Source organism: Pseudomonas sp. GQ91 (assembly GCF_059758795.1).
In genome coordinates, this window is the sequence record NZ_JCAXED010000022.1 from 17056 (window position 1) to 43419 (window position 26364).

General features: G+C 61.7%; 24 protein-coding genes. 10 read left to right on the plus strand and 14 right to left on the minus strand.

Annotated features, from left to right (window positions below; translation table 11 throughout):
• Positions 1 to 175: 175 nt before the first annotated feature.
• A complete protein-coding gene (locus AC6CIA_RS24880) occupies positions 176 to 2356 on the plus strand; it encodes a TonB-dependent siderophore receptor (protein ID WP_498315751.1) in 2181 nt (726 codons plus the stop codon).
• Positions 2357 to 2497: 141 nt separating this feature from the next.
• Positions 2498 to 3703, plus strand: a complete 1206-nt coding sequence (gene chrA, locus AC6CIA_RS24885) for a chromate efflux transporter (protein WP_498315752.1) — start codon at positions 2498 to 2500, stop codon at positions 3701 to 3703.
• Between the two features lie 4 nt (positions 3704 to 3707).
• On the opposite strand, the gene AC6CIA_RS24890 is transcribed toward chrA, so the two are convergent.
• The gene (locus tag AC6CIA_RS24890) at positions 3708 to 4154 is read right to left on the minus strand and encodes an MAPEG family protein (RefSeq protein WP_498315753.1); all 447 of its coding nucleotides are present in this window, start codon (positions 4152 to 4154) and stop codon (positions 3708 to 3710) included.
• On the minus strand, positions 4151 to 4468 hold the full coding sequence (locus AC6CIA_RS24895; RefSeq protein WP_498315754.1) for a DUF2834 domain-containing protein: 318 nt from the start codon (positions 4466 to 4468) through the stop codon (positions 4151 to 4153). The genes AC6CIA_RS24890 and AC6CIA_RS24895 overlap by 4 nt, the downstream gene beginning before the upstream one ends.
• Positions 4469 to 4591: 123 nt before the next feature.
• Between AC6CIA_RS24895 and AC6CIA_RS24900 the strand changes: the two genes are divergently transcribed.
• A complete protein-coding gene (locus AC6CIA_RS24900; RefSeq protein WP_498315755.1) occupies positions 4592 to 5407 on the plus strand; it encodes a helix-turn-helix domain-containing protein in 816 nt (271 codons plus the stop codon).
• A gap of 171 nt (positions 5408 to 5578) precedes the next feature.
• Here AC6CIA_RS24900 and AC6CIA_RS24905 read toward each other — a convergent pair whose 3' ends face one another.
• A complete protein-coding gene (locus AC6CIA_RS24905; RefSeq protein ID WP_498315756.1) occupies positions 5579 to 7321 on the minus strand; it encodes an OPT family oligopeptide transporter in 1743 nt (580 codons plus the stop codon).
• Between the two features lie 261 nt (positions 7322 to 7582).
• On the opposite strand from AC6CIA_RS24905, the gene AC6CIA_RS24910 reads away from it, so the two are divergent.
• Positions 7583 to 8746: an NAD(P)/FAD-dependent oxidoreductase gene (locus tag AC6CIA_RS24910; RefSeq protein WP_498315757.1), complete on the plus strand. Its 1164-nt coding sequence runs from the start codon at positions 7583 to 7585 to the stop codon at positions 8744 to 8746.
• 41 nt (positions 8747 to 8787) lie between these two features.
• Here AC6CIA_RS24910 and AC6CIA_RS24915 read toward each other — a convergent pair whose 3' ends face one another.
• From AC6CIA_RS24915 to AC6CIA_RS24925, 3 genes are all read right to left on the minus strand, one after another.
• Positions 8788 to 9999, minus strand: coding sequence for a YeeE/YedE family protein (locus tag AC6CIA_RS24915; RefSeq protein ID WP_498315758.1), 1212 nt, complete (start codon positions 9997 to 9999; stop codon positions 8788 to 8790).
• Positions 10000 to 10068: 69 nt separating this feature from the next.
• Positions 10069 to 10296, minus strand: coding sequence for a DUF6434 domain-containing protein (locus tag AC6CIA_RS24920; RefSeq protein ID WP_498315759.1), 228 nt, complete (start codon positions 10294 to 10296; stop codon positions 10069 to 10071).
• Positions 10297 to 10367: 71 nt separating this feature from the next.
• Positions 10368 to 11696, minus strand: coding sequence for an aminotransferase-like domain-containing protein (locus AC6CIA_RS24925; protein ID WP_498315760.1), 1329 nt, complete (start codon positions 11694 to 11696; stop codon positions 10368 to 10370).
• 91 nt (positions 11697 to 11787) lie between these two features.
• On the opposite strand from AC6CIA_RS24925, the gene AC6CIA_RS24930 reads away from it, so the two are divergent.
• From AC6CIA_RS24930 to yghX, 3 genes are read left to right on the plus strand one after another with little or no spacing between them, the layout of a single operon-like run.
• Complete coding sequence (locus tag AC6CIA_RS24930; RefSeq protein ID WP_498315761.1) at positions 11788 to 12678, plus strand: DMT family transporter; 891 nt, start codon at positions 11788 to 11790, stop codon at positions 12676 to 12678.
• 52 nt (positions 12679 to 12730) lie between these two features.
• Positions 12731 to 13225 (plus strand): PaaI family thioesterase, encoded by a 495-nt coding sequence (locus tag AC6CIA_RS24935; RefSeq protein WP_498315762.1) that lies wholly within the window; start codon positions 12731 to 12733, stop codon positions 13223 to 13225.
• Between the two features lie 44 nt (positions 13226 to 13269).
• A complete protein-coding gene (gene yghX, locus AC6CIA_RS24940) occupies positions 13270 to 14157 on the plus strand; it encodes a YghX family hydrolase (RefSeq protein WP_498315763.1) in 888 nt (295 codons plus the stop codon).
• A gap of 62 nt (positions 14158 to 14219) precedes the next feature.
• Here yghX and AC6CIA_RS24945 read toward each other — a convergent pair whose 3' ends face one another.
• A complete protein-coding gene (locus AC6CIA_RS24945) occupies positions 14220 to 15101 on the minus strand; it encodes a LysR family transcriptional regulator (RefSeq protein WP_498315764.1) in 882 nt (293 codons plus the stop codon).
• A gap of 133 nt (positions 15102 to 15234) precedes the next feature.
• Here AC6CIA_RS24945 and ampC point away from each other — a divergent pair, with 133 nt between their 5' ends.
• Positions 15235 to 16377, plus strand: a complete 1143-nt coding sequence (ampC, locus tag AC6CIA_RS24950; RefSeq protein ID WP_498315765.1) for a class C beta-lactamase — start codon at positions 15235 to 15237, stop codon at positions 16375 to 16377.
• Between the two features lie 248 nt (positions 16378 to 16625).
• On the opposite strand, the gene AC6CIA_RS24955 is transcribed toward ampC, so the two are convergent.
• From AC6CIA_RS24955 to AC6CIA_RS24980, 6 genes are all read right to left on the minus strand, one after another.
• Entirely contained in the window at positions 16626 to 17612 is a 987-nt protein-coding gene (locus AC6CIA_RS24955) for a TRAP transporter substrate-binding protein (protein ID WP_498315766.1), read from the minus strand.
• Positions 17613 to 17714: 102 nt separating this feature from the next.
• Entirely contained in the window at positions 17715 to 18530 is an 816-nt protein-coding gene (locus tag AC6CIA_RS24960) for an HpcH/HpaI aldolase/citrate lyase family protein (RefSeq protein ID WP_498315767.1), read from the minus strand.
• Between the two features lie 14 nt (positions 18531 to 18544).
• Positions 18545 to 19741 (minus strand): CaiB/BaiF CoA transferase family protein, encoded by a 1197-nt coding sequence (locus tag AC6CIA_RS24965; RefSeq protein WP_498315768.1) that lies wholly within the window; start codon positions 19739 to 19741, stop codon positions 18545 to 18547.
• 9 nt (positions 19742 to 19750) lie between these two features.
• Positions 19751 to 21100 (minus strand): MmgE/PrpD family protein, encoded by a 1350-nt coding sequence (locus tag AC6CIA_RS24970; protein ID WP_498315769.1) that lies wholly within the window; start codon positions 21098 to 21100, stop codon positions 19751 to 19753.
• Between the two features lie 10 nt (positions 21101 to 21110).
• Complete coding sequence (locus AC6CIA_RS24975; protein ID WP_498315786.1) at positions 21111 to 22274, minus strand: acyl-CoA dehydrogenase family protein; 1164 nt, start codon at positions 22272 to 22274, stop codon at positions 21111 to 21113.
• A 34-nt stretch (positions 22275 to 22308) separates the two neighbouring features.
• Entirely contained in the window at positions 22309 to 23127 is an 819-nt protein-coding gene (locus AC6CIA_RS24980) for an HTD2 family dehydratase (protein ID WP_498315770.1), read from the minus strand.
• A 218-nt stretch (positions 23128 to 23345) separates the two neighbouring features.
• On the opposite strand from AC6CIA_RS24980, the gene AC6CIA_RS24985 reads away from it, so the two are divergent.
• Positions 23346 to 24239: a LysR family transcriptional regulator gene (locus tag AC6CIA_RS24985; protein WP_498315771.1), complete on the plus strand. Its 894-nt coding sequence runs from the start codon at positions 23346 to 23348 to the stop codon at positions 24237 to 24239.
• 263 nt (positions 24240 to 24502) lie between these two features.
• Positions 24503 to 25702 carry an MFS transporter gene (locus AC6CIA_RS24990; protein ID WP_498315772.1) on the plus strand — a complete coding sequence of 400 codons (1200 nt, stop codon included), beginning with the start codon at positions 24503 to 24505 and terminating at the stop codon, positions 25700 to 25702.
• Here AC6CIA_RS24990 and AC6CIA_RS24995 read toward each other — a convergent pair.
• A complete protein-coding gene (locus AC6CIA_RS24995) occupies positions 25658 to 26260 on the minus strand; it encodes a MiaE family protein (protein WP_498315773.1) in 603 nt (200 codons plus the stop codon). The two genes, AC6CIA_RS24990 and AC6CIA_RS24995, sit on opposite strands and share 45 nt — an antisense overlap.
• Positions 26261 to 26364: the final 104 nt, after the last annotated feature.

Here is a 26364-nt window from a genome sequence, read left to right on the forward strand (position 1 = left end):
GTGGACCATCAGGCTAAGGCCAGGCAACTCCCGGTCAAGTCAGGGAACCCTGGAAAACGTGTTAACTGTTTCTTGCTCAAGGCTTTTTTGAACTAAAACAATCTGTCACACTAATACGAATAATTATCAGAAACATTAGTGTTTGCCATGGATGGCTTTCGGGAGAGTCAGATTCATGTCGGAGCAAGTCGCGCAACACCCTAAGCATTTTTCAGCAAATCTGCTAGCGATGGCCATCTGTGTCGCCAGCTCTCAGGTCGCTGCCGCCGCCCCCCAGGCGCTCGACGCTCAGACCGGGCAGCAGCCACCCGCTACGCTGGAACTGGGCGCCACCAACATCACCAGCGACCAGCTCGGGGCAACTACCGAAGATACCGGTTCCTACACCACCGGTATCATGCAGACGGCAACCAAACTGCCCCTGAGCATGCGTGAAACGCCGCAAGCGGTGACCGTCATCACTCGCCAGCGCATGGACGACCAGGCCATGACCAGCGTCAATGATGTGGTCAAACACACGCCTGGGCTATTCCTCAGCCAATCCAGCGGGCCGGGTCGTCAGACCTACAAGTCACGCGGTTTCGACATCGATAACATCATGTACGACGGCCTGCCCAGCGCCTATAACGGATGGAGCATGGGCGTCCAGCCAAACCTGGCGATGTTCGACCGCGTCGAGGTGATCCGGGGCGCGACCGGCCTGGTGACCGGAGCCGGCAACCCTTCGGCAGCCATCAACATGGTGCGCAAGCGTCCTACCGCCGACCAGCGGGTGACGCTGACCGGTGCGGCCGGCAGTTGGGATGACTACCGGGGTGAATTCGACGCCTCGAGCCCCTTGAACGAAAGTGGCACCTTGCGTGGACGCGTGGTGGGCTCTTACCGCGATACCAACAGCTTCCGCGACAAAGAGGCATCCGATCACGGGCTGTTCTATGCCATCGGCGAAGCCGACCTGAGCGACAGCACCACCGCAACCCTCGGCTTCTCGCGCCAGGAGGACCAGACCAACCTGTTCTGGGGCGGCTTGCCCGTCGGCACCAACGGGCATCACCTGAACCTGCCCCGCTCCACCTATCCCGGCAGCGATTGGGAAAACAAGGAATTGCAGGTCGATAGCGTGTTCGGTGATCTGGTACATCGTTTCGACAACGGATGGAAACTCAACGTCGCCGGCTCATCTTCATCCCTGGACGGTCTGTTCTCGGGGACTTATCTGTCGCGCTACGACGGCCCACTGGAAACCACCGCCTATCAATCCCGAGAGGATGAAAAGCAACTGGCTTTTGACACCTATGCCAGCGGGCCGGTGCAAGCCTTTGGTCGCACCCACGAAATAGTCGTGGGCACCAGCAAGCGCATCTATGACAAAACCACCAAGCAATACAGCCCCTACGACCTCGGCCTGCCCATTGCGGCGCCGAAGCCTGACTTCGTGCGCAGCGGTAAAAGCCACGACATCACCACCCAGGACGCGGTCTACCTCACCACCCGTCTCAGCCTCGCCGAACCGCTGAACCTGATTCTCGGCGGGCGCCTGGACTGGTATGACTTCGACGACCGTGCCGGCGATGCCGACTTCAAGGTCACCCGCAACCTGACGCGCTATGCGGGTCTGATTTACCAGCTTGACGACCACCATTCCGTGTACGCCAGCTACACCGACATTTTCACCCCGCAATCGTCCAAGGACCTGGCCGGCAAGACACTCGAGCCGATCGTGGGCGAGAACTACGAGGTCGGTATCAAGGGCGAATACTTCAATGGCGGCCTCAATGCCAGCCTGGCCGTGTTCCGGATGGACCAGAAAAACCGCGCCACCCAAGCCACGACGCAACTCGGCTGTCCGGTCCTCACCTGCTACGACACTTCCGGCATGATCCGCAGCCAGGGTATCGATCTGGAACTGCAAGGCGCGCTGACCGAGAACTGGCAGTTGGCCGCTGGTTATACCTACACCCGAACCCATTACATCAAGGACTCTGACGCGGCCAAAGAAAACCAACCGTTCGAGAGCGATACTCCCGAGCATCTGTTCAAAGTCTCAACCCTGTATCGCTTTCAGGGCCCGCTGGAAAAACTGCGCATCGGTGGCAACGTCTATTGGCAGAGCCGCATGTATAACGACCTGGACCTGGTCGGCGGCGGCAGCTATCGCCTTGAACAAGGCAGCTATGCCGTCGCCGATCTGATGGCGGGCTATCGAGTCAACAAGCACCTGGACCTGCAACTGAACGCGAATAACCTCTTTGATCGTGTCTACTATTCGGCGATTGGCACCAGCACTACCTGGGGCTCGACCGACACCTACGGCGTCCCGCGCAGCTATGCGCTGACGGCGAAGTACACCTTCTGAGCCCAACGGAGACTGCTGCTGCCGGTGATCGGCGGCAGCGCTGGGGAACCCGCGTCAGTGCAGTAAAAAACCCTGCCGCAAAGGGGAAAAATTCGATACGGTGAGCAAAATCCGTGCTGTACGAATCAGGACGCCCCCTGCATGCCACCCATCGACCCCAGCAAACGCAGCAGCCCTTGGGCGGTGTTTGTGATTTTCCTGCGCCTTGGCTTGACCTCCTTCGGCGGTCCCGTTGCCCATCTGGGTTACTTTCGCGACGAGTTCGTCAGCCGACGGCGCTGGTTGAGCGAGCGCAGCTATGCCGACCTGGTCGCGCTCTGCCAATTCCTGCCGGGACCGGCCAGCAGCCAGGTCGGTATCGCGCTGGGTCTGTCACGGGGTGGGTATGGTGGGGCATTGGCGGCCTGGGCAGGTTTTACCCTGCCTTCGGCGATTGCGCTGATCCTGTTTGCATCGGGTATTTCCGAATGGGGCAGCGCTTTTGCACCTGGCGTGCTACATGGCCTCAAAGTAGTCGCCGTGGCGGTCGTTGCCCAAGCGGTCTGGGGCATGGCGCGCAACCTGTGTACAGACGTGCCGAAAGTGACACTCATGCTCAGCGCCGCGTGTGTGGTGCTGTTGCTGCCATCCACGTGGACGCAGGTCAGCGTGATTATCGCAGCGGGCCTGGTCGGACTCCTGCTGTTCAAACCCACGCACGGCGGCGAACACGATCCACTGCCAATCACCATTAGCCGCCGCACCGGAGCGGTGTGGCTGGTAGTGTTCGGGGTTCTATTGGTGGGTCTGCCGCTCTTGGTCCGCTGGCTGCCTGGCCACACCCTGGCACTGGTAGATGCCTTCTACCGCGCCGGATCGCTGGTATTCGGTGGCGGCCACGTGGTGCTGCCCTTGCTGCAAGCTGAAGTGGTGCCCAGCGGCTGGGTCGGCAATGACGTGTTCCTTGCAGGCTACGGCGCCGCGCAAGCCGTGCCCGGTCCGCTGTTTACCTTTGCCGCCTTCCTCGGCGCGTCAATGGACACGCCTTCGGGCTGGGTCGCTGGCATCGTCTGTTTGCTGGCAATCTTTTTGCCATCGTTTCTGTTGATCTTCGGCGCCCTGCCGTTCTGGGAACAGTTGCGCCGCAGCGCACGCACACAGGCCGCGCTGGCCGGCGTCAGCGCGGCGGTGGTCGGTCTGTTGCTGGCGGCGCTGTATCAGCCGGTATGGACCAGTGCGATCGAGCAGCCGGCAGATTTCGCCCTGGCCTTGCTCGCGCTGGTCGCGTTGATGTTCTGGAGGCTGCCACCCTGGTTGGTGGTGGCGGCAAGCGCCGGCATCGGCTGGGGCTTGAGTCACCTTGGATGAACGCTCAGTTGGCTGGCGCCGCCACGCGCAACAGCAGTTCGACGCCGACCATGCCGGCCAGGCCCAACAGACAGATCATCCCGACCGCATAGGCCAGCGTGCGCCACGGTTGTCGGCCGCGCAGGTACATCACGCTATGCAGCACCCGTGCAACGCTGAACAGCGTGCACAGCCACGCCGTGGCAACGCTTGGGGTGTGCAGCGCCAGGCACAGCCCGCCGAGGACGAAGAACAACGGAATGTTCTCGAGGTCATTGGCCCACGCCTTGGCCGCTCGGCTGACCTCGGGCCATTCCTGCAGATTCGCGTTGCGGCCGAAAAAGCCGGCATCCTCCGGGTTGGTAAACGCCCGTTGCCTGAGACGGAAGAACCCCTGGTAGCAGGAAATCGCCCACATTTTTCCCGACAGCACCAGTACACACGCTGCATAGACGTGCAGCGCGCTGCTCATGGCCGATCACCTGACCGGCGAAACCCCTCGACCACGATGTACAGCAGCGGGCCGATCGAGACGAAGATCGCGGTCAATAGCAAGTAAGGCAGTATGCGGATCAGTGATTTGCCTTTGGCGCGTGCGTCCCGGTACATCCAGACGCATGCCATGCCGGCCATCAGATAGAGATCGATCACCACCTGCGCCGTGTCCGGCCTGGACATCAATTCGAGGCCGAAGGCAATCAGCGACTGATTGGCCGAGAACATTGTGCTCAGGGTATACAAAGAAAACATCAGCAAGCTCACAAGCGCGATATAGGGTCTGGTCATCAGCGTCTTCCTTGAGATAATCGGTCAAGATTGGGCAAGGCACAGATTAGTGATAACGTCCTCGGCATCTCAATGACCTGTGAGGTCATCGACGCGCCCGCCCCGCCCTGCCAGAGTCAGCCCATGAGCCGTCAATCCTTCCCCCGAACGAACGCCGATACCGGCGCTGGCGCAAAGCTGCGGCTATTACGCCGCCAGGCAAATTTGAGCCAATTGGAACTCGCACTGATCAGCGGGATTTCCCAGCGCCACCTCAGCTGCATCGAAACCGGCCGCGCCAGGCCCAGCCCGGGCACCTTGCATAATCTGCTGACCGCGCTGGAAGTACCGCTTGCGCAGTCCAACACGCTGTTCCTGGCCGCCGGTTATGCGCCCCGCTACGAAGCCACGCCGCTGGCTGCGCCGTCGATGGAGGTCATTCGTGATGCCATCGGCCACGTGCTGCAGGCGAACAATCCGGCACCCGCGATCGTGTTGGGCAGCCACTGGCAAGTACTCGCCGCCAACGCCAGCACGCACGTGCTGTTCGACCTGGTGGGACTGAACCCGGACGCAGCAACGGGGCTTAATCTACTGACGACCCTGCTGCAGCCCGGCGGCCTCGGCGACCACTTGATCAACGCCGAAGAAATCCGCACCCTCGCCTGGCAACGCGCGACCCGCGAGGCCCTGGACAACCCAACCCTGGCCGCACTGGTGGAAAGCCTGCCAGCGCCACAAAACACAGCGCCCCTGGCCAATGAACTACCGCCGCCGCTGGTGCTGACCCGAATCAACTCACGGCAGGGCGAGTTGAGTTTCCTGTCGACCTTCACCACGTTCGGCATGCCGCTCGACATCACCGTGACCTCATTGCGTATCGAGCATTTGATCCCGGCGGATGCGCCTACCTGGCAGGTGATGACAGCCGCTTATGAGCGATCTTCAGGCCCGCGGTGAACTTAAACCGATCTGTAGGAGCGAGCTTGCTCGCGAAAAACCTGAGGACGCCTCGGGGTGCCCGACTGCCCGCGTCATCGTTAACGACCTTCGCGAGCAAGCTCGCTCCTACAGCGGCGAAGGGCAGCTTTTTAACGCTCGACAGCCCCACCATGGTTTCATTTGCCGCCCTCACCCATTGCCAATCATCTGCCACAACGACGCCCCGACCCCGGTAATGCTTTCGCCGGCAATCAACCCCGCCGCCGCCGTAATGGCAAAGCGTTCGGTGAGGCGCGGCCAGCGACAGCTCACCAACCAGGTGAGCACCGCGCCCAGCGCCATCATCCATGACACCGAGGCCGGCAGGACAAAGGCCAGGCCCAAAGCAGCGGCGCTCGGCAGGTAGCGGCCACGCTGCGCGGGCAATAGGCCGTCGAGAACCCCCAACAGCAAACCAGCCAGGCCGCCGATGACAATCGCCCAGCGGATACTCACCGACAATGAATCCAGGCCATGGGTCAGGGTTTGCGCCACGGCTTTCCAGGTGGCCACCGCAGGGGCTGGCCACTCCTCGGTGAGCAGCATGGTGTGCGGGTCGGGGATCAGGGCGAGATAGGCGAATACCCCGACCACGCTACCGACAAAAATTCCCAGCATCTGAGCGATCAACTGTTTGTGCGGGGTCGCGCCGATCGCTTTGCCCACCTTGAAGTCGTTCATCAAGTCGGTGCATTGCCCCGCCGCACCACCGGCGGTGTTGGCACTCATCAGGTTGATCGGTACCTGCCCCGGCGCGACGATGCCGAAGCTCAGCTGCGACAGTTGGCCAATCGCGCCAATCGGCGGAATACCCGTGGCGCCGACCACTCGGGCCGCCACCGCTGCCAGGCAAATGGCCAAGGGGATGGTCAATAGCGCCATCCACAGATTGATCCCGAATAACAACGCCTGCAGGCTCACCACCAACCCGATCGCCAGCACGGAACCCACGACAGGCCAGGGTTTGGGTGCTATCCAAGCCAGCCCATCGGCGGTCTTGGTGGAACTGCGCAATGCCCATAACCGAATCGACAACGACGCCAGGGTCGAGCACACCATCAGACTCACGCCCGGCCACAGCAACCATTCCACCAATACCGCGAATTGCGGCCCGCTGCTGCCCGCCGGCAACTGCACCAGGCCCTGCGCCAGCAGCCACGGCGCCAGTCCGCCCCAGGCCAGCACGGCGCCGAGCAGCAGGGTCAGGCCAACACGAATACCGATAATTCCACCAAACCCCACCAACAGCAGCGAAGGCTCGGCGGTAAATGTCAGGCGCTCCAGTTGAGCGCTTGGCGACCAACGCGGGAAGGCCCATAAAAAAGTATCGACCCACTTCACCAGTCCGGACAGTAACGCGGCGCTGAACAGCACCTTCAAGCGCTTCGCTGCCTCGTGGCCGTGGTTGTAGATGTGCAACAGAGTTTCCAGGGTCGCCATGCCTTCGGGAAATTTCAGCGCCTTGTCGTTGAGCAACGAGGGCCGCAAGTACCAGGCGATCCAGATCCCCAGGAAGCTCACCGAAAAGACCCAGGCGATCATCGGCACCACGTCCAACTGCTGGCCGGTCAGCAAAGTGTAGGCCGGGATCGGCGCCACCAGTCCGCCGGAAATGATCGAAGCCGCGGCCGAAGCCATGGTCTGGTTGATGTTGCTTTCGTGCAGCGTCCACGGCAACTGCGTCGCCGAGCGCCTGGCCAGTCCTTGCCAGATGCCATAGCCGATCAGCAAGGCGATGATCGACATATTGAACGACCAGCCGATCTTCAACCCGGCGTACACATTCGACGGCGTCAGCAAGATACCCAGCACAGTCCCGGTAAGAACCGCACGCAGGCTGAGTTCGCGTTCGACAGGACCGCTCGGTGGGTTCGGTGGCGTGTTTGAATGCATGCGAATTCCTTATCGGCAACAAGACAGCGCGCTCATTCAACGCGGCGACCTAACAAGTGAACACAACAATCGCGCAAGGTTCACATGCCAGCGCACAGGTATCGACCTCCGCTTGCCGCCAGATTCGCGGTGGCGCAGCTTGCCCTAGGTGAACGGCTGATAGGTGTCTACGCCTGGAACATCTCGCACCAGGACTTCCGATGCATGAAGCACCGCTGAAGGTTTTTATCGAGGGCTGATTCCACGCTACTATCAGCCTTTATGCTGTTTTCCCCCGTCTCTGTAGCAGCCGGTACGGAAGGCGCATCGTCCCCGGTCGTACAGTGCGCGATCGACAGCACGGAGGCTGATATGAGCAATGCTGCAGGCACACGAGTGGTAGTGGTTGGCGCTGGAATCGTCGGCGCGTCCCTGGCGTATCACCTGGCCAGCAACGGTGCGGATGTCACCCTGGTTGAAGCCCAAAGCATAGCGTCCGGTGTGACTGCTACCTCATTCGCCTGGATCACCGCATCCCACAGCGGACCCGATCCGATCGCGCAACTACGCGGGTCAGCCATCGGTGCATACCAGCGACTCGAAAAGCAGGTGCCCGACTTGAAAATCCGCTGGACAGGTGCCCTTTCTTACGGCGAGAACGAGGATGAAGGACTGCAAGCTTCAGACATTCGCCCCTCGGCAGCCGTGGTTTCCCGTTCCCGGATTCTCGACCTTGAGCCCAACCTCAAGCACCCTCCTCGCCACGCCTTCTACAACGCTGAAGAGGGCGCACTGGATGCGGTGCAAGCCACGCACGCGTTGGTCTCGGCTGCCCAGGCCCAGGGGGCGAAAGTGCTCACCCAGACCCGGGTGCTCGGTTTTACCACACAGAACACCCAAGTCACTGGCATCAAAACCGCATCGGGCAACATTGACGCGGACATAGTGGTGTTAGCGGCGGGGACTGGCATTACGCAACTGACAGACATGCTCAATGCGCCCCTGCCAATAGAAGCATCCCCTGCAATATTCATCCGCTACATGTCACGCCCCCACCTCGTGCGCGGCATTATCTCCAACTCCGAAATGGAAGTGAGGCAAAACGCGGAGGGTGCGTTGCTGGCGGCGGAAGACTACCTGGATGAAACCTTGGACAATCAGCCAGAAGCCCTCGCCCTGCGTACCGCCAAGGCTATCCAGAAGCAACTTCACGGGGTGGGTTGCATACAACCGGATCTGGCTTGCGTGGGGCTTAGGCCGATGCCTGTCGGTGGCGTCCCCATTATCGGTTACCTACCCAATATTGGCGGCGTATACGTCTGCGCGCTGCATCCTGGCGTCGCTCTGGCGGCGATCGTCGGGCGTCTTGCCAGCGAAGAGATGATCGGCGACAAGGTGTTTGCAGCCCTTGAGCCATGTCGCCCTGATCGATTCTTTCAAACGTAGAGACACTCGTCTTCTTCGCCGGTCGCACAACGACATTGTTCTCAGCAACCACTCAACGCCGGCTGTGGCCGCTCGCCAGCAAAGAACAGCGGACGCAGACGCACGCCCACCCCGTTCCCGATAAACGCAGCGACCAGCCACAACCAACCATGCAGGCTGCCCGAGGCGATGCCGCTGAAGTACGCGCCGATGTTGCAGCCGTACGCCAGTCGCGAGCCATAACCGAGCAACAAGCCACCGATCACTGCCGCGAGCAATGAGCGGGCCGGAATGTTCAGGTTGGGGGCGAACCGCCCCGCCAGGCCAGCGGCCAACAGCGCCCCCAGGACGATGCCGATATCCATGACGCTGGTGATGTCTTCCCACACCGGCGCAGCCAAGGCCTTGGCATTGCCCGGCATTTGCCAGAACACCCAACTGCCGACATCCACACCCAACCCACTCGCGACCTTGGCGCCCCACAGCGCGAACGCCGAGGTAATGCCCCACGGCCGTCCGGCCAACGCCAACGTGGCGTAGTTGAGCAGGGCCAGGCCAACCGCGCCCCATACCAATGGCCACGGCCCGCGCAGGAAGCGGCGCAGACCTTGGTGCTCACTGTCGACACGCCCTTCAAGCTGCCCATGCCGGGCTTTTTCCAGGCGCACGGTCAGCGCCGCAATGCTCCCGAATACCGCCAGACTGACCAGCAATGCCGGCATCACGCCGAAGCTTTTGACAATGGATGTCGCCGGGAACGAAGGCAGCGAAAACCACCAGTCGACATGGTGAGTGGCAATCAACGAGCCGCAGATAAAAAACAGCAAGGTCACCAGCATGCGCGCATTACCGCCGCCCACCGTGAACAAAGTGCCTGACGCACATCCGCCACCCAACTGCATGCCGATGCCGAAAATGAACGCGCCGAAGACAACCGAAACCCCGGCCGGCGCCACCAGCCCGACCACGGGCTGACCGAATAAAGTGCCCGCCCCCAACGCCGGGAAGAACAGCAGCACCGCCACCGCCAGCATCACCATTTGCGCACGCAAACCGGCGCCACGCCGGTCCTTGATGAACACCCGCCAGGCCGAGGTAAAACCAAAGGCGGCGTGATACAGCGTCAAACCCAGCGCCGCGCCGACCACCAGCAACAGCACCTGGCGCACGCCGACGCTGACTTGCAGGAACGCCGCGCCAAGCAACAAAAAGACCAACGCCAGCAGCGGCGCGACCGGCGTGCGCGCAGGTGGCATAGAAAGGGAACGGCTCATGAGGTATCTCGGTTGGTTTGGGTTGCGATTTGGGCCGAGTATAACCCTGGAGAGTGTCGGATGTTCGCGTCACCCACACGTTGCCCTGGCGGCGGTCTGCCTGCGCTGCCACTCGTCAACTACATCGCCCATGGTCTTGGGAATGTCGCTGCGGATCCACGCCATAAACGCCCGGTCGAACTTGAACGTGGCGCCGCAATGTTCAAGCATGAAGCGGCGTACATTCTGGGTATTCTTATAGTGTTTGCAGATGCGAGTAGCGCGTGTGATCGCGCCGCTGTGCCAGTCAAAATCCATCGTTCCTGTCCTGCATCGTCCTGGTTCAGTTGAGCATAACGTGGCATTCCGGATGTGCCCATATGCACCGGCTAACAAGCCTGCACCACCCGCCTCACCGTCAGCAACGCCGCCCGCAACGCCACCCTGTCCACCGATCCCAGCGCCAGGCGGATCGCATGGGGCACATGCGCCGAGACGCAAAACGGTTCAGCGGTGGACACCGAGATATTTTCCCGCGCCAGCGCCAGGGCGACCTGACCGGCGCGCGCGTCCTCACCCAGGGGCAGCCACAAAAAATACGAAGCGCAATGGCTGCGATAATCCAATCCTGCCAGCACTTCTTTTGCCAGGGCTTGCCGGGCCCGGGCGTCCGCGCGCTTTTGCGCTTCGAGTTGCAAGACCGTGCCGTCGTCGATCCAGGCGGCCGCAATAGCGGTCATCACCCCCGGCGCGTTCCAGGCGGTCGCCATAAGCGTACGTTCCAGGGCGGGCACCCAATGCACCGGCGCGGCGACGAACCCCACGCGCAGGCCGGTGGCGACGCTTTTCGACAATCCACCCACATACACCGTGCGCTCCGGCGCCAGTTCAGCCAAGGGGGGTGGTGCATGCTCGGCGAGGAAGGCATAGGCCGCGTCTTCGATAAGATACAGATCATAGTCGCGAGCGATGGCGACCAAGTGCTGCCGCTGTTCGAGATCCAGCACCCAGCCCAACGGGTTGTGCAACGTCGGCATGCAGTACACCGCCCGCACCGAACGCCTCTGGCAAAGGTGTTCGAGAAATTCCAGGTCAGGCCCCGTTGCAGTCACCGGGATCGCGGCAATCTCCAGGTGCAACGTCTCGGCCAACACCTTGAAACCGGAATAGGTCAACGCATCTACCGCTATCACTTCACCCGGCTTGAGCAGCGCCATCATCGCCACGGTCAATCCATGCTGGGCGCCACTGACCAGCAACACGTGTTGCGCCTCAACCGTCAGCCCACGCTGCAGCAGATGCCGCGCCACCGACGCACGTTCGTGTGGCCGACCGGCGTGGGGCTGGTAACGCAGCAGCGCTTCCAGGTCGCCGGATAAGGCCAGTTGGCGCAGCGCCGTGCGCAGCAACTCGGCCTGTCCCGGCAAGGAGGGATAGTTGAAGTTCAGGTCGACCATGCCCGCCGCCACGGCAATCTGCCCGACGCCCTGCCCCGGTGACAGCGAAATCTCCCGCACGAAGGTGCCGCGCCCGGCCTCGCCACTGACCAACCCCATCGCCTCCAGTTCGGCATACACCCGGCTGGCGGTAACCAGCGCCAAGCCGTGGCTCGCCGCCAACTGGCGGTGCGTCGGCAAGCGGGTGCCAGGCACCAGGCTCCCGGAACGAATGTCCCGGGCAAAGGCATCCACCAATGACTTGTAGCGAGCGCGGGGCATAGAGGATGTATCCATGACAATTTTTTGATTGTCATGATTTTCAATCATAGGATGCGCGAAACACAACCCATCCATTTCGAGCGCACACCTCATGCAATGTACTTCGCAGCTCAACCCAAGCGCTCACGCCAGCCGGGGCTGGCTCAATGGTTTTATCGGCGTGCTGATTTTCAGCGGCTCGCTGCCGGCCACGCGCCTGGCGGTACTGGAGTTTGACCCGGTGTTCCTGACGGTGGCCAGGGCAAGTATCGCCGCGCTGCTGGGTCTCGGCCTGCTGGCTTTGTTCAAAGAGCAGCGCCCGACGCCCAACCAATGGAAACCGCTGCTGATCGTGGCACTTGGTGTCGTCATCGGGTTTCCGCTGCTCACGGCGCTGGCGTTGCAATACGTCACGTCTGCCCACTCCATCGTGTTCATCGGTTTGCTGCCCCTGGCCACCGCGGTATTTGGCGTGCTACGGGGCGGCGAACGGCCACGCCCGGTGTTCTGGCTGTTCTCGCTACTCGGCAGTGGGCTGGTGATGGCTTACGCGCTGTCCCACGGTTTGAACGCCGCGCCCGTTGGCGATCTGCTGATGTTGCTGGCGGTGCTGGTGTGTGGGCTGGGTTATGCCGAAGGCGCAACACTGTCCCGCACCCTCGGCGGCTGGCAAGTAATCTGCTGGGCGCTGGTGATATCGCTGCCGGTGGTGCTGCCGCTGACCGTGATCCTCGCACCCGCCACCTTCACGGGCATCAGCCTGCCGGCGTGGCTCAGCCTGGGCTACGTGTCGCTGTTCAGTATGTTGATCGGCTTTGTGTTCTGGTATCGCGGGCTGGCTCAGGGCGGTATCGCGGCCGTCGGCCAGTTGCAATTGCTGCAACCGTTTTTCGGCCTGACCCTGGCGGCGACCTTGCTGCATGAATCGGTCAGCGTGGGCATGCTGGTGGTCACCGTCGCGGTGATTGCGTGTGTGGCCGGGGCGAAGAAATTTGCACGCTAGGCGCGCGCACCAGTAGGCTCGGGGATCGGAGCCAGAACAACAAGGATCAGCCATGCAGCCCCTTTCCCTGCAAGACACCACCGCGCCTGACGGCATCTGTTACGGCTGCGGCGCGAGTAATCCCGACGGCCTGCACCTCAAAAGCCGCTGGGATGACGACGCTGTCCATGTCGTCGCCGAGCACCTGCCCGATGCCAAATACAGCGGTTGGCCGGACCTGGTCTACGGTGGGCTGATCGCAATGCTGGTGGACTGCCATTCCAACTGGACCGCCATGGCCTATCACTACCGCGCGCAAAACCGCGAGCCCGGCGACCTGCCGCGCATCGACTGCGTCACCGGCAACCTGGGCATCAAGTTCATCAAGCCCACGCCGATGGGCGTGCCGCTGACCCTGCGGGCCAGGGTCGAAGGTGAGGTCGGGCGCAAGACCCGCGTGGTCTGCGAGGTCTATGCCGCAGAGGTGCTGACCGCCGTTGGCGACTCGATCTTCGTGCGGGTCGATACCGGACAATTGGCGGCATCAGCGCATGGTCGGCCGGCCTAGGCATGGTCTACATTCAATGCCACCACCGATAAAGGAGCTTGCCGATGACTCGCCTGACCGCCAAAGACTTCGCCCCTGAACTGCTGGAACTCTATGACGGCTACGCCCACGGCAAGATCAACCGACGCGAGTTTCTCGATCGTGCGGCGCTGTTCACCTTGGGTGGCCTGACGGCTTCGGCGCTGCTGGCCTCCCTGAGTCCCGACTACGCATTGGCTGAGCAGGTGAAGTTTACCGATCCGGACATCGTCGCCGACTACATCACCTATCCCTCGCCCAAGGGCAATGGCGAGGTACGGGGCTATCTGGTACGCCCGGCGAAGGCCGACGGCAAGCTGCCCGCGGTAGTGGTCGTGCATGAAAACCGTGGCCTCAACCCCTACATCGAGGACGTCGCCCGGCGTTTGGCCAAGGCTGGCTTTATCGCCCTGGCCCCCGATGGCCTGACGTCGGTGGGCGGTTACCCTGGCAACGATGAAAAAGGCGTTGAGCTGCAGAAAACCGTCGCCCCGGCCAAGTTGATGAACGACTTCTTCGCCGCCATCGAATGGCTGATGCATCACGACGCAAGCACCGGCAAGGTCGGCATCACCGGTTTCTGCTATGGCGGCGGCGTGGCCAACGCCGCCGCGGTGGCCTACCCGGAACTCGGCGCGGCCGTATCGTTTTACGGACGCCAGCCCGAGGCCAAGGATGTGCCCAGGATCAAGGCACCGGTGATGCTGCATTTCGGTGAACTGGATACGCGGATCAACGAGGGCTGGCCGGCGTATGAAAAGGCCTTGAAGGCGGCCGGCACTCCCTATGAAGCCTATATCTACAAGGCTGCCAACCACGGTTTTCACAACGATTCCACCCCACGCTACGACGAGGCCGCGGCGAATCTGGCGTGGGAAAGGACACTGGGGTGGTTTCGCAAATACCTGGCGTAACCCCCGCCTTGAACCTCACCGGGCAAGCTCACAGCTGCTTGGGGCGGACCTTGGGTTTGTATCTACGCGCTGCAGGCACAACGCTCCTGCAACCAGCCTTTGAAGGCCAGCATCGCCGGCGTTTCGGTGCGTGACTGCAAGCGTGTCAGCCAATAACTGCCGGTGGTGATTCCCACATCAAACGGCTGCCGGATCACGTCCGTGGCCAATTGTCGCGAGAACATCAGCGCAGGCGCCAGCGCGACGCCGACGCCTTGCAGCGCCGCCTCCATCATCGCCAATGACGAGTCGAACACAATGCTGCGCGGCACCAGCGTATCGACGGGCAAACCGGCCGCCTGGAACCATTGCGTCCACTCGTCGCTGCGATAGGACCGTAGCAAGGTGTGCTTCAACACATCCGCCGGGTGCTGCAATTGCTCGGCTATCGGCGGCACACACAGCACCGTCAGCGGAGCATCCAGCAACTGGCAGGCGTCGGTCCCGTGCCAGGCGCCAGCACCGAAGCGAATCGCGTAGTCCAGGCCTTCGGCGGCCACGTCAACGCGGTTATTGTGGGTCGACAAGCGCAGATCGATAAACGGCTGCCGCGTCTGAAATTCGGCCAGCCGTGGTAGCAGCCAGCCGACGGCGAAGGTGCCCACCGCGCCAACCGTCAGCACTTCGCGGTAGTGCCCGCCTTCGAACTGACCGAGCGTCTGGGCGATGCGATCGAAAGTCTCGCGCAGCACCGGCAACAGGGTTTCACCTTCACTGGTGAGCATCAAGCCACGGGGCAGGCGCTTGAAAAGTGTGACATTGAGTTGCGCCTCAAGGCTTTTGACCTGATGGCTGACCGCCGCTTGGGTCACGCACAATTCAATGGCCGCCCGTGTGAAGCTCAAGTGTCGGGCCGCGGCTTCGAAGGCCCGCAGTGCATTGAGGGGCAAATGAGAACGGAGCATGACTTAACCCAAATTTTTCTAATGGCAGGTGCGAGATTTCATCGTTTGCCCGTGAGCAACAGACTGCCTACATTTGCGACGCCTGCGCAGGCAGTGGTTTTAACTCGATTACCTTCATGGAAGCGACCTTATCATGTACAAACAAGTGCGCAACGTCACATTCTTCACCTTTTTACTGGGTGCAGGCAACTGCATGGCAGCCACCGATATCCGTACAGTGGTGGACGACACCGTCCGGCCACTGATGCAACAGCAGGCGATTCACGGCCTGTCGGTGGCCATCGTGCAACACGGCAAGACCCAATACTTTAACTACGGTGTAGCGTCAAAAGACAGTCGGCAACCAGTCACTGAAAACACCCTGTTTGAAATCGGCTCCGTCAGCAAAACCTTCGCGGCAACCCTCGCCGGCTACGCCCAGGCCACCGGTAAACTGGACTTGGCAGCCCCCGCAAGCCAGTACCTGCCGGCGTTGCATGGCAGCCCTTTCGATCGCATCAGCGTGCTCAACCTGGGCACCTACACCGCAGGTGGCCTGCCGTTGCAGTTTCCGGGCGATGCGGACAACAGCAGCAAGATGATCAGCTACTTCCAGCACTGGAAACCCGATTTCGAGCCTGGCGCCCAGCGCCTCTACTCCAACCCGAGCCTCGGCCTGTTCGGCTATCTGGCGGCGCAAAGCCTGAAGCAGCCATTCAACGCAGCGATGGAAAACACCTTGCTGCCAAAGCTCGGGCTCAAACACACCTATATAAACGTACCCAAGGCGCAAATGAGCCTGTACGCCCAAGGCTACGACAAGCAGGACAAACCGGTGCGCGTCAGCCCCGGTGCTCTCGACGGAGAAGCCTACGGGGTGAAAACCAGCCCGGCAGACCTGATCCATTACGTAGCCATGAACATCAATTCGAGCAGCCTGGAGAAACCGCTGCAACAGGCCATCGCCGCGACCCATACCGGCTACTACCGTGTCAATAACACCCTTCAGGGACTCGGCTGGGAGATGTACTCCTATCCGGTCAAGCTTGACGCCCTGCTCGCCGGTAACTCGACACCCATGGCAATGGAACCCCACAAGGCCAACTGGCTGACCCCGGCGCAACCCTTGCGCGCCAACACCCTGGTCAACAAAACCGGCTCAACCGGTGGTTTTGGCGCCTACGTCGCGTACGTGCCGAGCAAGGAGATTGGCATTGTGATCCTGGCCAACAAGAATTACCCCAACGCCGAACGCGTGAAAGCCGCCCACGCCATCTTGAGCGCCATGGACCACTAAGGCATTTCAACCGTGGCCCAATCTGTAGCAGCATAGGTACCTACACAACTTTCACACACTGACGAGTGTCCCTGTGGCGAGCGGGCTCGTCCCGCGTAGGGCTGCGAAGCAGCCCCAGTAAGCTGAATGCGGTGTCAGATACTCCGTAGCGGCTGGTTTTAGGGCTGCTCGCAGCCCTACGCGGGACGAGCCCGCTCGCCACAACAGCGCTATCTGCCTGGATTTAAGCGTTGAGGCAACGTCAGGTGTTAGGGCTGGCTCGATTGTTCCGCCGCCTTGATCAGATCGGCGCCAATTTCATCTTCGAACTTTTTCCACACCGGGCGCATGGCTTCACGCCATGCCTGCCGCTGCTCCGGCGTCAGCACGATGATTTCACTGGTCTTGGCGTCAACGATCAACTGCTTGGCCGATTGGTTCAGCGCTTCAGCCTGTTTGTTCACTTCAACGGTGACCTCCACCAGGATTTGCTCCAGCACGCTGCGCACGTCCGGTGGCAGGCCATTCCAGAACGTGGCGTTGGTGATCACCATATAGTCGATCAGGCCATGATTGGACTCGGTAAAGTACTTCTGGACCTCGTTGACCTTCTGGCTTTCATAGTTCGACCAGGTGTTTTCGGTGCCGTTGACAGTGCCCGTCTGCAGCCCCTGATACACCTCGGCGAAGCTCATCTTGCGCGGGTTGGCGCGGATCACCTTGAACTGCTCCTCGAGCACACTGGAGGCCTGCACGCGGAACTTCAGGCCGCGCGCATCGGCAGGATCATGCAGGGCCTTGTTGGCCGACAGTTGCTTGAGACCGTTGTGCCAATAAGCCAGGCCGAGGATGTTTTTGTCCTGCATCGCCGTGAGCAACTGCTTGCCCTCGGCGGCCTGGAATCGGTCGACCGCCGCCAAGTCATCGAACAGGAACGGCAGATCGTATATCTGCATCTGTGCCGTGTAATGCTCAAACTTGGCCAGGGACGGGGCCAGCATCTGCACATCGCCCAGCAACAGCGCCTCCATTTCCTTGCCATCGCCAAACAACGACGAGTTCGGGTAGACCTCGACCTTGACCTTGCCCGGCAGGCGCTCCTCCGCCAGCTTTTTGAACAGCAGGGCGCCCTGCCCCTTGGGCGTGTTTTCAGCCACCACGTGGGCGAACTTGATGAGAATCGGCTCGGCCGCCTGGGCCAGGCCCACGGTCAACAAGGTAGCGGCGCAGAACAGCGCCCGGGAGAACTTGAGCATGGTATTCACCTTCTTATTGTTGTGGTGTAAGACAAGGCGCCTGGTGTAGCACGCACCCAGGATTTCGGTTGCTTGAGACTCCATGTTCGGCGTGGACGGACGCTAGGGTTGGGCGGCCAACAACCGTTGCGCGCGCAACAGCACGGGTGCATCCACCATCTGGCCGTCAATCTGGTAAGCCCCCGCGCCCTGCGCACCGGCCTCGACAACCCGACGGGCCCAGGCCAGGTCTTCGGCGCTGGGCGCCAAGGCTTGGTGGATGACCGCGACCTGTTTCGGATGAATGCACAGGGCACCGGCAAAGCCCATTTCATAGGCATGGCGAATCGAATGGCGCAGGCCCTCGGGGTCGTCGATAGCCGGATGAACGCCGTCCAGGGGCGGCACCAGTCCAGCGGCGCGAGAATGTAAGATCAGCGCCAGACGGGCCTGGTCCAAGGCGAATTGCGCCGCCACCGAGTGGCTGCTCAGGTTCAAATCCAGCGCCAGATCCAGGCCGCCAAAGGACAAACGCTCGACCTGCGGCGCCTGGGCAATCTGTTCGATCGCCAGCAGGCCCCTGGCGCTTTCGATGATCGGCCAGATAGGTTTTCCCGCCGCCGCCACCAGCGCCACGTGGGCGGCGCTTTCGACCTTGGGCAACAACACTCCGGCCACGCCGGTACAGGCTTGGCAAAACGCGATATCCGCGCGGTGCTCAGGATGCTCCGGCGCATTGACCCGCACCCACACCCGGACCGCAGGATTGCTCCGCAGGAATAGCTCGAGATTATCGCGGGCCTGACGCTTGAGCGGCTCTTCGACCGCATCCTCGAAATCCACAATCACCGCGTCGGCGCCACTGGCCAGGGCCTTGGCGAACCGCTCGGGGCGGCTGCCAGGGACGAACAACGCGGAGCGCACAATAGGGTTTGGCATCGCTCGACTCCTGATCAAATGACGCCGCGCAGGCGCAGGGCTTCGATGTTTTCGGGGGCGTAACCCAACTGCTCGAGAATCCCCTGGCTGTGCTGCCCCACCCCCGGCACGCCGTCCATGCGCGGGCTGAACGCGGCATTACCGGCCGGCGGCAACAGCGCGGGCAACGGCCCCACCGGGCTGTCCACTTCACGCCAGCGGTCACGGGCCTTGAGTTGCGGGTGATCCCAGACGCCTTGCATGTCGTTGACCCGGGCACTGGCGATCTGCGCCTCTTCCAGACGCTGGATCAGCGCGTCGGTGCTCAGTTGCGCGAAGCTGTCGAGAATGATCTGACGCAGCACTTCACGATTGGCCGAACGCTTGAAGTTGGCTGAAAAGCGTTCATCCGCGGCCAGCTCCGGGGCCAGCAGCACCTTGTCGCAAAACACCGCCCACTCGCGCTCGTTCTGCAGCCCGAGCATCACCGTACCGCCATCACCCGCGGGAAACGGCCCGTAGGGATAAATCGTCGAATGCGCCGCTCCTGCACGCGGCGGTGGGGACGCGCCGTCGAAGGCGTAGTACATCGGATAGCCCATCCACTCCACCAGGCTCTCGAGCATGCTGACGTCGACGTGACTGCCCTGCCCGGTATTACCCCGCAACAGCAGCGCCGACAGAATGCCGCTGTAGGCATACATGCCGGCGGAGATATCGGCGATGGAACACCCGGCCTTGGCCATCTGGTCGTCGCCAGCGCCGCCGGTCACCGAGAGAAAGCCAGCTTCACTCTGGATCAGCAGGTCGTAGGCCTTCTTTTTCGCATAAGGCCCACCTTCGCCATACCCGGAGATATCGCAGACGATCAGCCGGGGAAAGCGCTCATGCAGCGCTTCGAATGACAAGCCCATGCGCGCCGCCGCGCCGGGCGCCAGGTTTTGCACCAGCACGTCAGCATCGGCCAACAACGCTTCGAGGATGTCACCGGACTCTGCCTGCTTGAGGTCCAGGGTCAGGCTTTCCTTGGAGCGGTTGGTCCACACGAAATGCGAAGCCAAGCCACGCACGCGCTCGTCATAGCCTCGCGCAAAGTCACCGGTACCAGGACGCTCGACCTTGATCACCCGTGCGCCCAGGTCGGCCAATTGGCGGGTGCAGAAGGGTGCGGCAATCGCATGTTCCAGGCTGACGACGGTGATGCCGTCCAGCGGTCGTTGATTAGCGGTCATGGCGGTTCCTCAAAGCCAGTCAGTCATGGACGCAACGTTGCGCAAATCCCAGGTTTTCTGGATCAACGCATCGACCTGGGAGGGCGTGCGCGCACCGCTGAAGTGCGCCAGACGCTGGAATTTATCGGCCAGCTCCGCACGGCTCAGGGTATTGCCCGGATCGCCCTTGGGTTCGTCGATGGCGCCGTGCAACGTGCGGCCATCGGTGGTGGTGACAGTCACCCGGCCCAGCCAACGCTGGGGATAGGCGTCGTCGACTTCAGCGTCCAGGCACAGGCTGACCTTGTCGCGAAACGCCGCAACAGCCGCGTCGTTGAGCGCCAGCGCCTTGAACTCGGGGAGCCCGGCCTTGCCATGCACGGCGATCAGGCCCAATACGGTGCCCATGGAAAACTTGGCCTGATGCACGCTGGCCGGCACGCTCACGCGTCCCAGCACGTCAATCGCTGCCTGGTGGACGCGGGCTTGCACCGTGGCGATCTGCTGATGCTCTAGACCTTCGCGCTGCATCAACTGCAACAAGGCATCGGCGGCCGGATGAGTGTGACGGCAGGACGCGTGGAATTTGAACGAGGTTTCCAGCAAGGCCCAACGACTGCCCAGCCGGTCCGACAATCGCCGCGGATCGGCGTCGCTGGACATGCCAGCGGCCAACCCCTGATCACCTTCCAGAATATTACGCGCGCCCGTCAGGCCTTCCGCGGTCATATAGGCGGCGAGCAAGCCATCCGCGGCGGCCTTGGCGGTGTGCAGTTGCTTGGAGTCCGCTGCATCGCGCAAAAACTCCCAAAGCCCCGCGGCCTGCGTGCCGGCGCTGCCCAGCAGATTGATGAACTGCTCTTCGTCGAAGTCCAGCAGTTTGCCCACCGCCACAGCCGCCGCCAGGGTGCCGACAGTGGCGCTGGTGTGGAAGATCCGGTAGTGGGAACGGCCCATGAATTCACCGATCCGAATCCCCGCTTCGTAGCCGGCGACCGAGGCCAGGAGCAACTCGCGCCCCGACTTTCGAAGATCTTGCGCAGCGGCAAATGCTGCGGGAAAGACCACGGTTGCCGGGTGCAGGACCGAGCTGTTGTGCAGGTCGTCCTGCTCCACCAGATGCGACGCCGCGCCATTCACCAGCGCCGCGAAATAGGCGCTGCTGCCCGCGCCATTGACGATCACCTGCGCAGGTCCCGAGTCCGGCCCCATCTTGCGAGCGTAACGTTCAAACAACGGGATCGGATGAGCGCCCTGGCTGGCCAATGCCGAGGCGAGCCAATCGAGAAACAGCTCTTCGGTGCGCGCCAGCACCGGGTCTGGCAACTGCTCATGACTGAGCGTCGCGAGAAACCGGCAGAGGGCTTGGGTATCGCTCATGCTCAGGCCCTCAGAAGCTGCGTGGCAGTTCGAGCAAGTGCTCGGCCACGTAGGACAGGATCAGGTTGGTGGAAATCGGCGCCACCTGGTACAGGCGGGTCTCGCGGAACTTGCGCTCGACATCGTATTCACAGGCAAAACCAAAACCGCCGTGGGTCTGCAGACAGGCGTTGGCGGCTTCCCAGGACGCCTTGGCTGCCAGGTACTTGGCCATGTTGGCGCTGGCCCCGGCGTTGACGCCGCTGTCGTACTCGGCGCAGGCACGCCAGCGCATCAGATCAGCCGCCTCGATCTCGATATGCGCTTCGGCAATCGGGAACTGCACGCCCTGGTTCTGTCCGATGGGCCGGCCAAACACCACACGGTCGCGGGCATAGGCGCTGGCCTTTTCGATAAACCAGCGACCGTCACCGATGCATTCGGCGGCAATCAGCGTGCGTTCGGCGTTCAGGCCATCGAGGATATAACGGAAGCCCTGGCCCTCCTCGCCGATCAAGCTGCTGGCGGGCAACTCCAGGTTATCGAAGAACAGTTCGTTGGTTTCGTGATTGACCATATTGGCAATCGGCTGCACGGTCAGGCCGTGGCCGATGGCCTCGCGCAAGTCCACCAGGAAAATCGACATGCCTTCGGACTTTTTCTTCACCTCGGCCAACGGCGTAGTGCGCGCCAGCAGGATCATCAGGTCGGAATGCTGCACCCGTGAGATCCAGACCTTCTGGCCATTAATCACGTACTTGTCGCCGCGCTTGATCGCGCTGGTCTTGATCTTGGTGGTGTCGGTACCGGTAGTCGGCTCGGTGACGGCCATCGATTGCAGGCGCAATTCGCCGCTGGCCAACTTAGGCAGATAGAAACTTTTCTGCGCCTCACTGCCGTGGCGCAGCAACGTGAACATGTTGTACATCTGGCCGTGAACCGTGCCGGAATTGCCGCCACAGCGATTCACTTCTTCAAGGATCACCGACGCCTCGGCCAGGCCCAGGCCCGAGCCGCCATACTCCAGCGGGATCATCGCCGCCAGCCAGCCGGCGTGGGTCAGGGCCTTGACGAAGGCTTCAGGGAAAGCCTTTTCCTGATCGATCCTACGCCAGTAGCCCGCATCGAATTCCGCGCAGAGGGCACGCACGCCGTCGCGAATAGCATTCAGTTCTTGGTTGTCATTGGGATTGATCATGGGGCTATGCGCCTATGGTGCCTGTCAGGGATTATTCGAAAAACAGTTCGGCCCGTTGCGCCAACCCATCGGCGTTGCCCGCCCAGAGTTCAGCCTCGCCCGGCGCAGTGACGCGCCCGCCCACCTCAAACGGCTGCGGCGCAATCAGCGGACGCACACCGCGATAGACAAAGCGGCGCAAGGTCGCTTGAGGATGGGCCCGGCAAAACGCACGCAGGCTCAGGGTCGCGATCATTGGGCCGTGGACCACCAATCCCGCATAGCCTTCTGTGCCGGTGACGTAGGGATAGTCGTAATGAATGCGGTGACCATTGAAGGTCACGGCGCTGTAACGGAACAGCAGGGTCGGCGTCGGCTCGATCGATTCGTACCACTCGCCGGGGACCAGAGCCTCACCGGAACCCTGCTTGGGCGGCGTGGGCTCGCGGTAGACGATGTCCTGTTCTTCGCGGATCGCCAGGCGACTGCCTTGCGAGTAGTCGTGACGCACGGTGACAAACAGCAGCGAGCCGGTACGACCGGTCTTTTCTTCCACCTGGGTGATGGTCGACACGCGACTGGCAGACTCACCGACGCGCAGCCCCTCGAAGAATTCGATGCGCCCGCCGGCCCACATGCGGTGGCGATTATCGGCTGGCGGCAGGAATCCGCCACGGGCCGGGTGGCCATCGCCACCCAGTGCTGACTCCGGCATTGGCTCCTGGAAAAAGCACCACTGCCAGAGCGGTGGCATAAGCTCGCCATGTGCCGGAGCGGCTTCACCGAACGTCGCGGCAATTCGCTTCAGCAGGTTATGGCTCAGGTGATCGTGGGCCGTTTCGCTGCGGCCAATCCAGTCTGCAGGGCTCATCAGATGCATATTCTCTGGCATGGGATCTGCCCGCATCATGCAAGGCCGTTGCCGTTCTGAGAATTTAGATTTTTATAAGCCAGCGTTCGGCTATGCTGAACGCCAAGGCGCTGATCGCCTCATCCGCGTGCCCGTGGATCGGCCCGTACCTACGTCACGTTCCATGAACAACTTGCGCTTGCTCACCGAATCCACGGGAGAGGTTTAAAGGAGTTTGTATGCACTTCGACTTGGCCGACTTGCGCCTGTTTATCCATATCGCCGAATCCCCCAGCCTTACCCAGGGCGCCAAGCGTGCGTTTCTGTCGCCCGCCGCCGCCAGTGCGCGCATCAAGGCGCTGGAAGGCCAACTCGATACACGCCTGCTGTACCGCGACAGCCGCGGCGTGGAAATCACTCCGGCCGGTGAGCGATTGCTGCATCACGCCCGCTTGATCATGCGTCAGGTCGATTATCTGAAAAGCGAATTCACCCAATACGGCGCCGACTCTGCAGGGCACATCCGCATTTTTGCCAACACCACGGCCGTCACCGAGTTCCTGCCCGAGGTGCTGGCGGGTTTCCTGTCCCAACGCCCCGGCGTGACGGTGGACCTGCAGGAGCGCCTGTCCCGCGACATCGTGCGTGGCGTGCTGGACGGCACCAGCGACATGGGCATTATCGCCGGCCCCGTGGAAGCGGCAGGCTTGCAGGTGCTGCACTTCAGCACCGATCACCTGGTGCTGATGGTGCCGGTGGGCCATCCGCTGGCCGAGCAGTCTGCGGTAACCCTGGAGCAGACGCTGGCCTATCAACACATCGGCCTGCATGAAGGCAGCACCCTGCTGAGTTTCCTGCGCGAGCATGTCGAACGTAGGGGCAAGCACTTGTCGCTGCGCATCCAGGTGTCCAGCTTCGAGGCCATCTGCCGGATGGTCGAGGCCGGCGTGGGCATTGGCATCATTCCCGAGTCCGCGGCCGTGCGGCACAGCCGGACCATGCAACTGGCAACGATCAGGCTGGATGAAGCCTGGGCGATTCGCGAACGCAGCATCCTGGTGCGCGAACTGGATGCCTTGCCCGGCACCATCCGGGCGTTAATCGCCACGCTGATGCCGGAACACCCGATGTAACCAGGCCCCTGCATTGCAGGGGAGAACATTTACCTTGCTCGAAGACTCCCACCCTTACTCGCTATACGCCCGGGCTGGCGATGTCGAACAACTGCGCCGCCGTCAATATTGGCGATGAACGCCCTGCGTATTTTTTAACCTCTCAAGCACCAATATCCGCCGCCCTCTGCACGAGTAAAAACGCCATAATCTCAACGACACCTCTGGTTCAAGCTATTGATCGGCTGTCAGTTGACTCTTTGATTCACTGAAACGAGAGCACCATGCGCAAGGATTACCTGGCTTTTTTCATCTCATTGTTCCTGTCACGGCTGGCGGACCAGATCCTGCTGTTTATCGTACCGCTGATCGTGTTCCAGACCACCAATAGCGTGGCGTGGGCCGGGCTGGCGTTTTTCGTCGAGTCACTGCCGCGCTATCTGGCATTTCCAGTATGCGGGGCGCTGTGCGACAAGTTCTCGCCGGTGCGCATCCTGCACATCAGCCAGGTTTACCGGGCATTGGCCTGTGGGGTGGCGGTGGCGCTGTACGGGGTGTTCGACGGCATCTATTGGCTGGTGATCCTGTCGGCGCTGTGTGGCGTGTTGACGACCCAGGGCATCATGGCGCGGGAAGTCGTCATGCCACACATTTTCAAGCATTACACCTACGCCAAGACCTTGTCCTATTCGCAGATCGCCGACCAGAGCGGCCTGGTGCTTGGCCCGCTGGTAGCCGCGCTGATGCTTGAGGTGTGGGCCTGGCATTGGGTGGTGTTGGGAATTGCCGGGTTGTTTGTGCTGGCGGACCTGGCGATGCTGATCTGGCAACGCAACACCACGGTAAACCTGGAAACCTTCGAGCAACACCGGGATATCTGGCTGCAACCACTGCGCATTGCGTTCAGACACATTCGTAGCCTGGCGGAATTGAGGCGCATCATTGCCCTGGCGGTGGGGGTGAATCTGATCATCGGCGTGACACTGGCCACGTCTGCGGCCATGGTCACAGGCCAATTCGCGGCGGGCAAAGATGCTTATGCCGGGGTGCAAGCGGCCGGCGCCGTGGTGACTATCGTGATTTTGTTCTACCTGGCACGCTCGACGCTGTCGTTGAAGGTGCTGGGCGGGCTGTCCTATTCGATGATTGCAGTCGGGGCCTTGATCACGGCGATCAGCCCCGGCCTGTGGGCCTACACCCTCGGTTTCCTGCTGGTCACCGGTTTCGACAAGATGTTCAACGTGTATATGCGCAGCACCCGTCAACGGGTAATCCCGGTGCAGGACTTCGGCAAAACGGTGGGTGTGATCACGTTGCTCAACAACCTGGCGCAACCCTTGGCCGGGCTGGCGATTGCCGTGCTGGCCGCGCCCTTGGGCACCCAGACGGTGATCCTGCTGCTGAGCGGGATCACCGCACTGATCGGCGTGGCCGTGGCCTCAGGCTGGCACGCCACTGTGAAAGCGGAACTCGATGTCGGGTGACTCGATCAGTTCCTGCTCGGCTCCCCTCACCCGCTCAATCACCTGGGCGATGTCCTTGGCATCGCCGTACTGGTAGGCCAGTTTCAGATAACCCTGAAAGTGCCGCGCCTCGCTTTTCAGCAGGCCAAAGTAGAACTTGCCGAGTTCTTCATCCAACTGCGGTACCAGCGCCTCGAAACGCTCGCAACTGCGGGCTTCGATAAAAGCGCCGACCACCAGGGTATCCACCAGTTTGACCGGCTCGTGATTGCGCACGACCTTGCGCAAACCCGAAGCGTAACGGCCAGCGGACAGTTGGCGCAGTTCAACCTTGCGCTTTTTCATCAGCCGCATGACCTGCTCGTGGTGCACCAGTTCTTCCCGCGCCAGGCGCGACATCATGTTGATCAGGTCGACATGGCCGTGGTACTTGGCGATCAGGCTCAAGGCAGTACTCGCGGCCTTGAATTCGCAGTTCTTGTGGTCGATCAGCAGGGTTTCCTGATCGGCCAACGCCGCCTGGATCCAGGCATCGGGAGTGCGGCAGCCGAGGAATTCGTGGATTTCGGGCAGGTTCATCGGGCTCACGGGCAAAGGATCGGAAAAAGGCCGCCGATTATACCGACCCCGCCGCAGACCACCAGTCACCGGGCTTGATGTGCATCAACATCACGCTTGGCGAG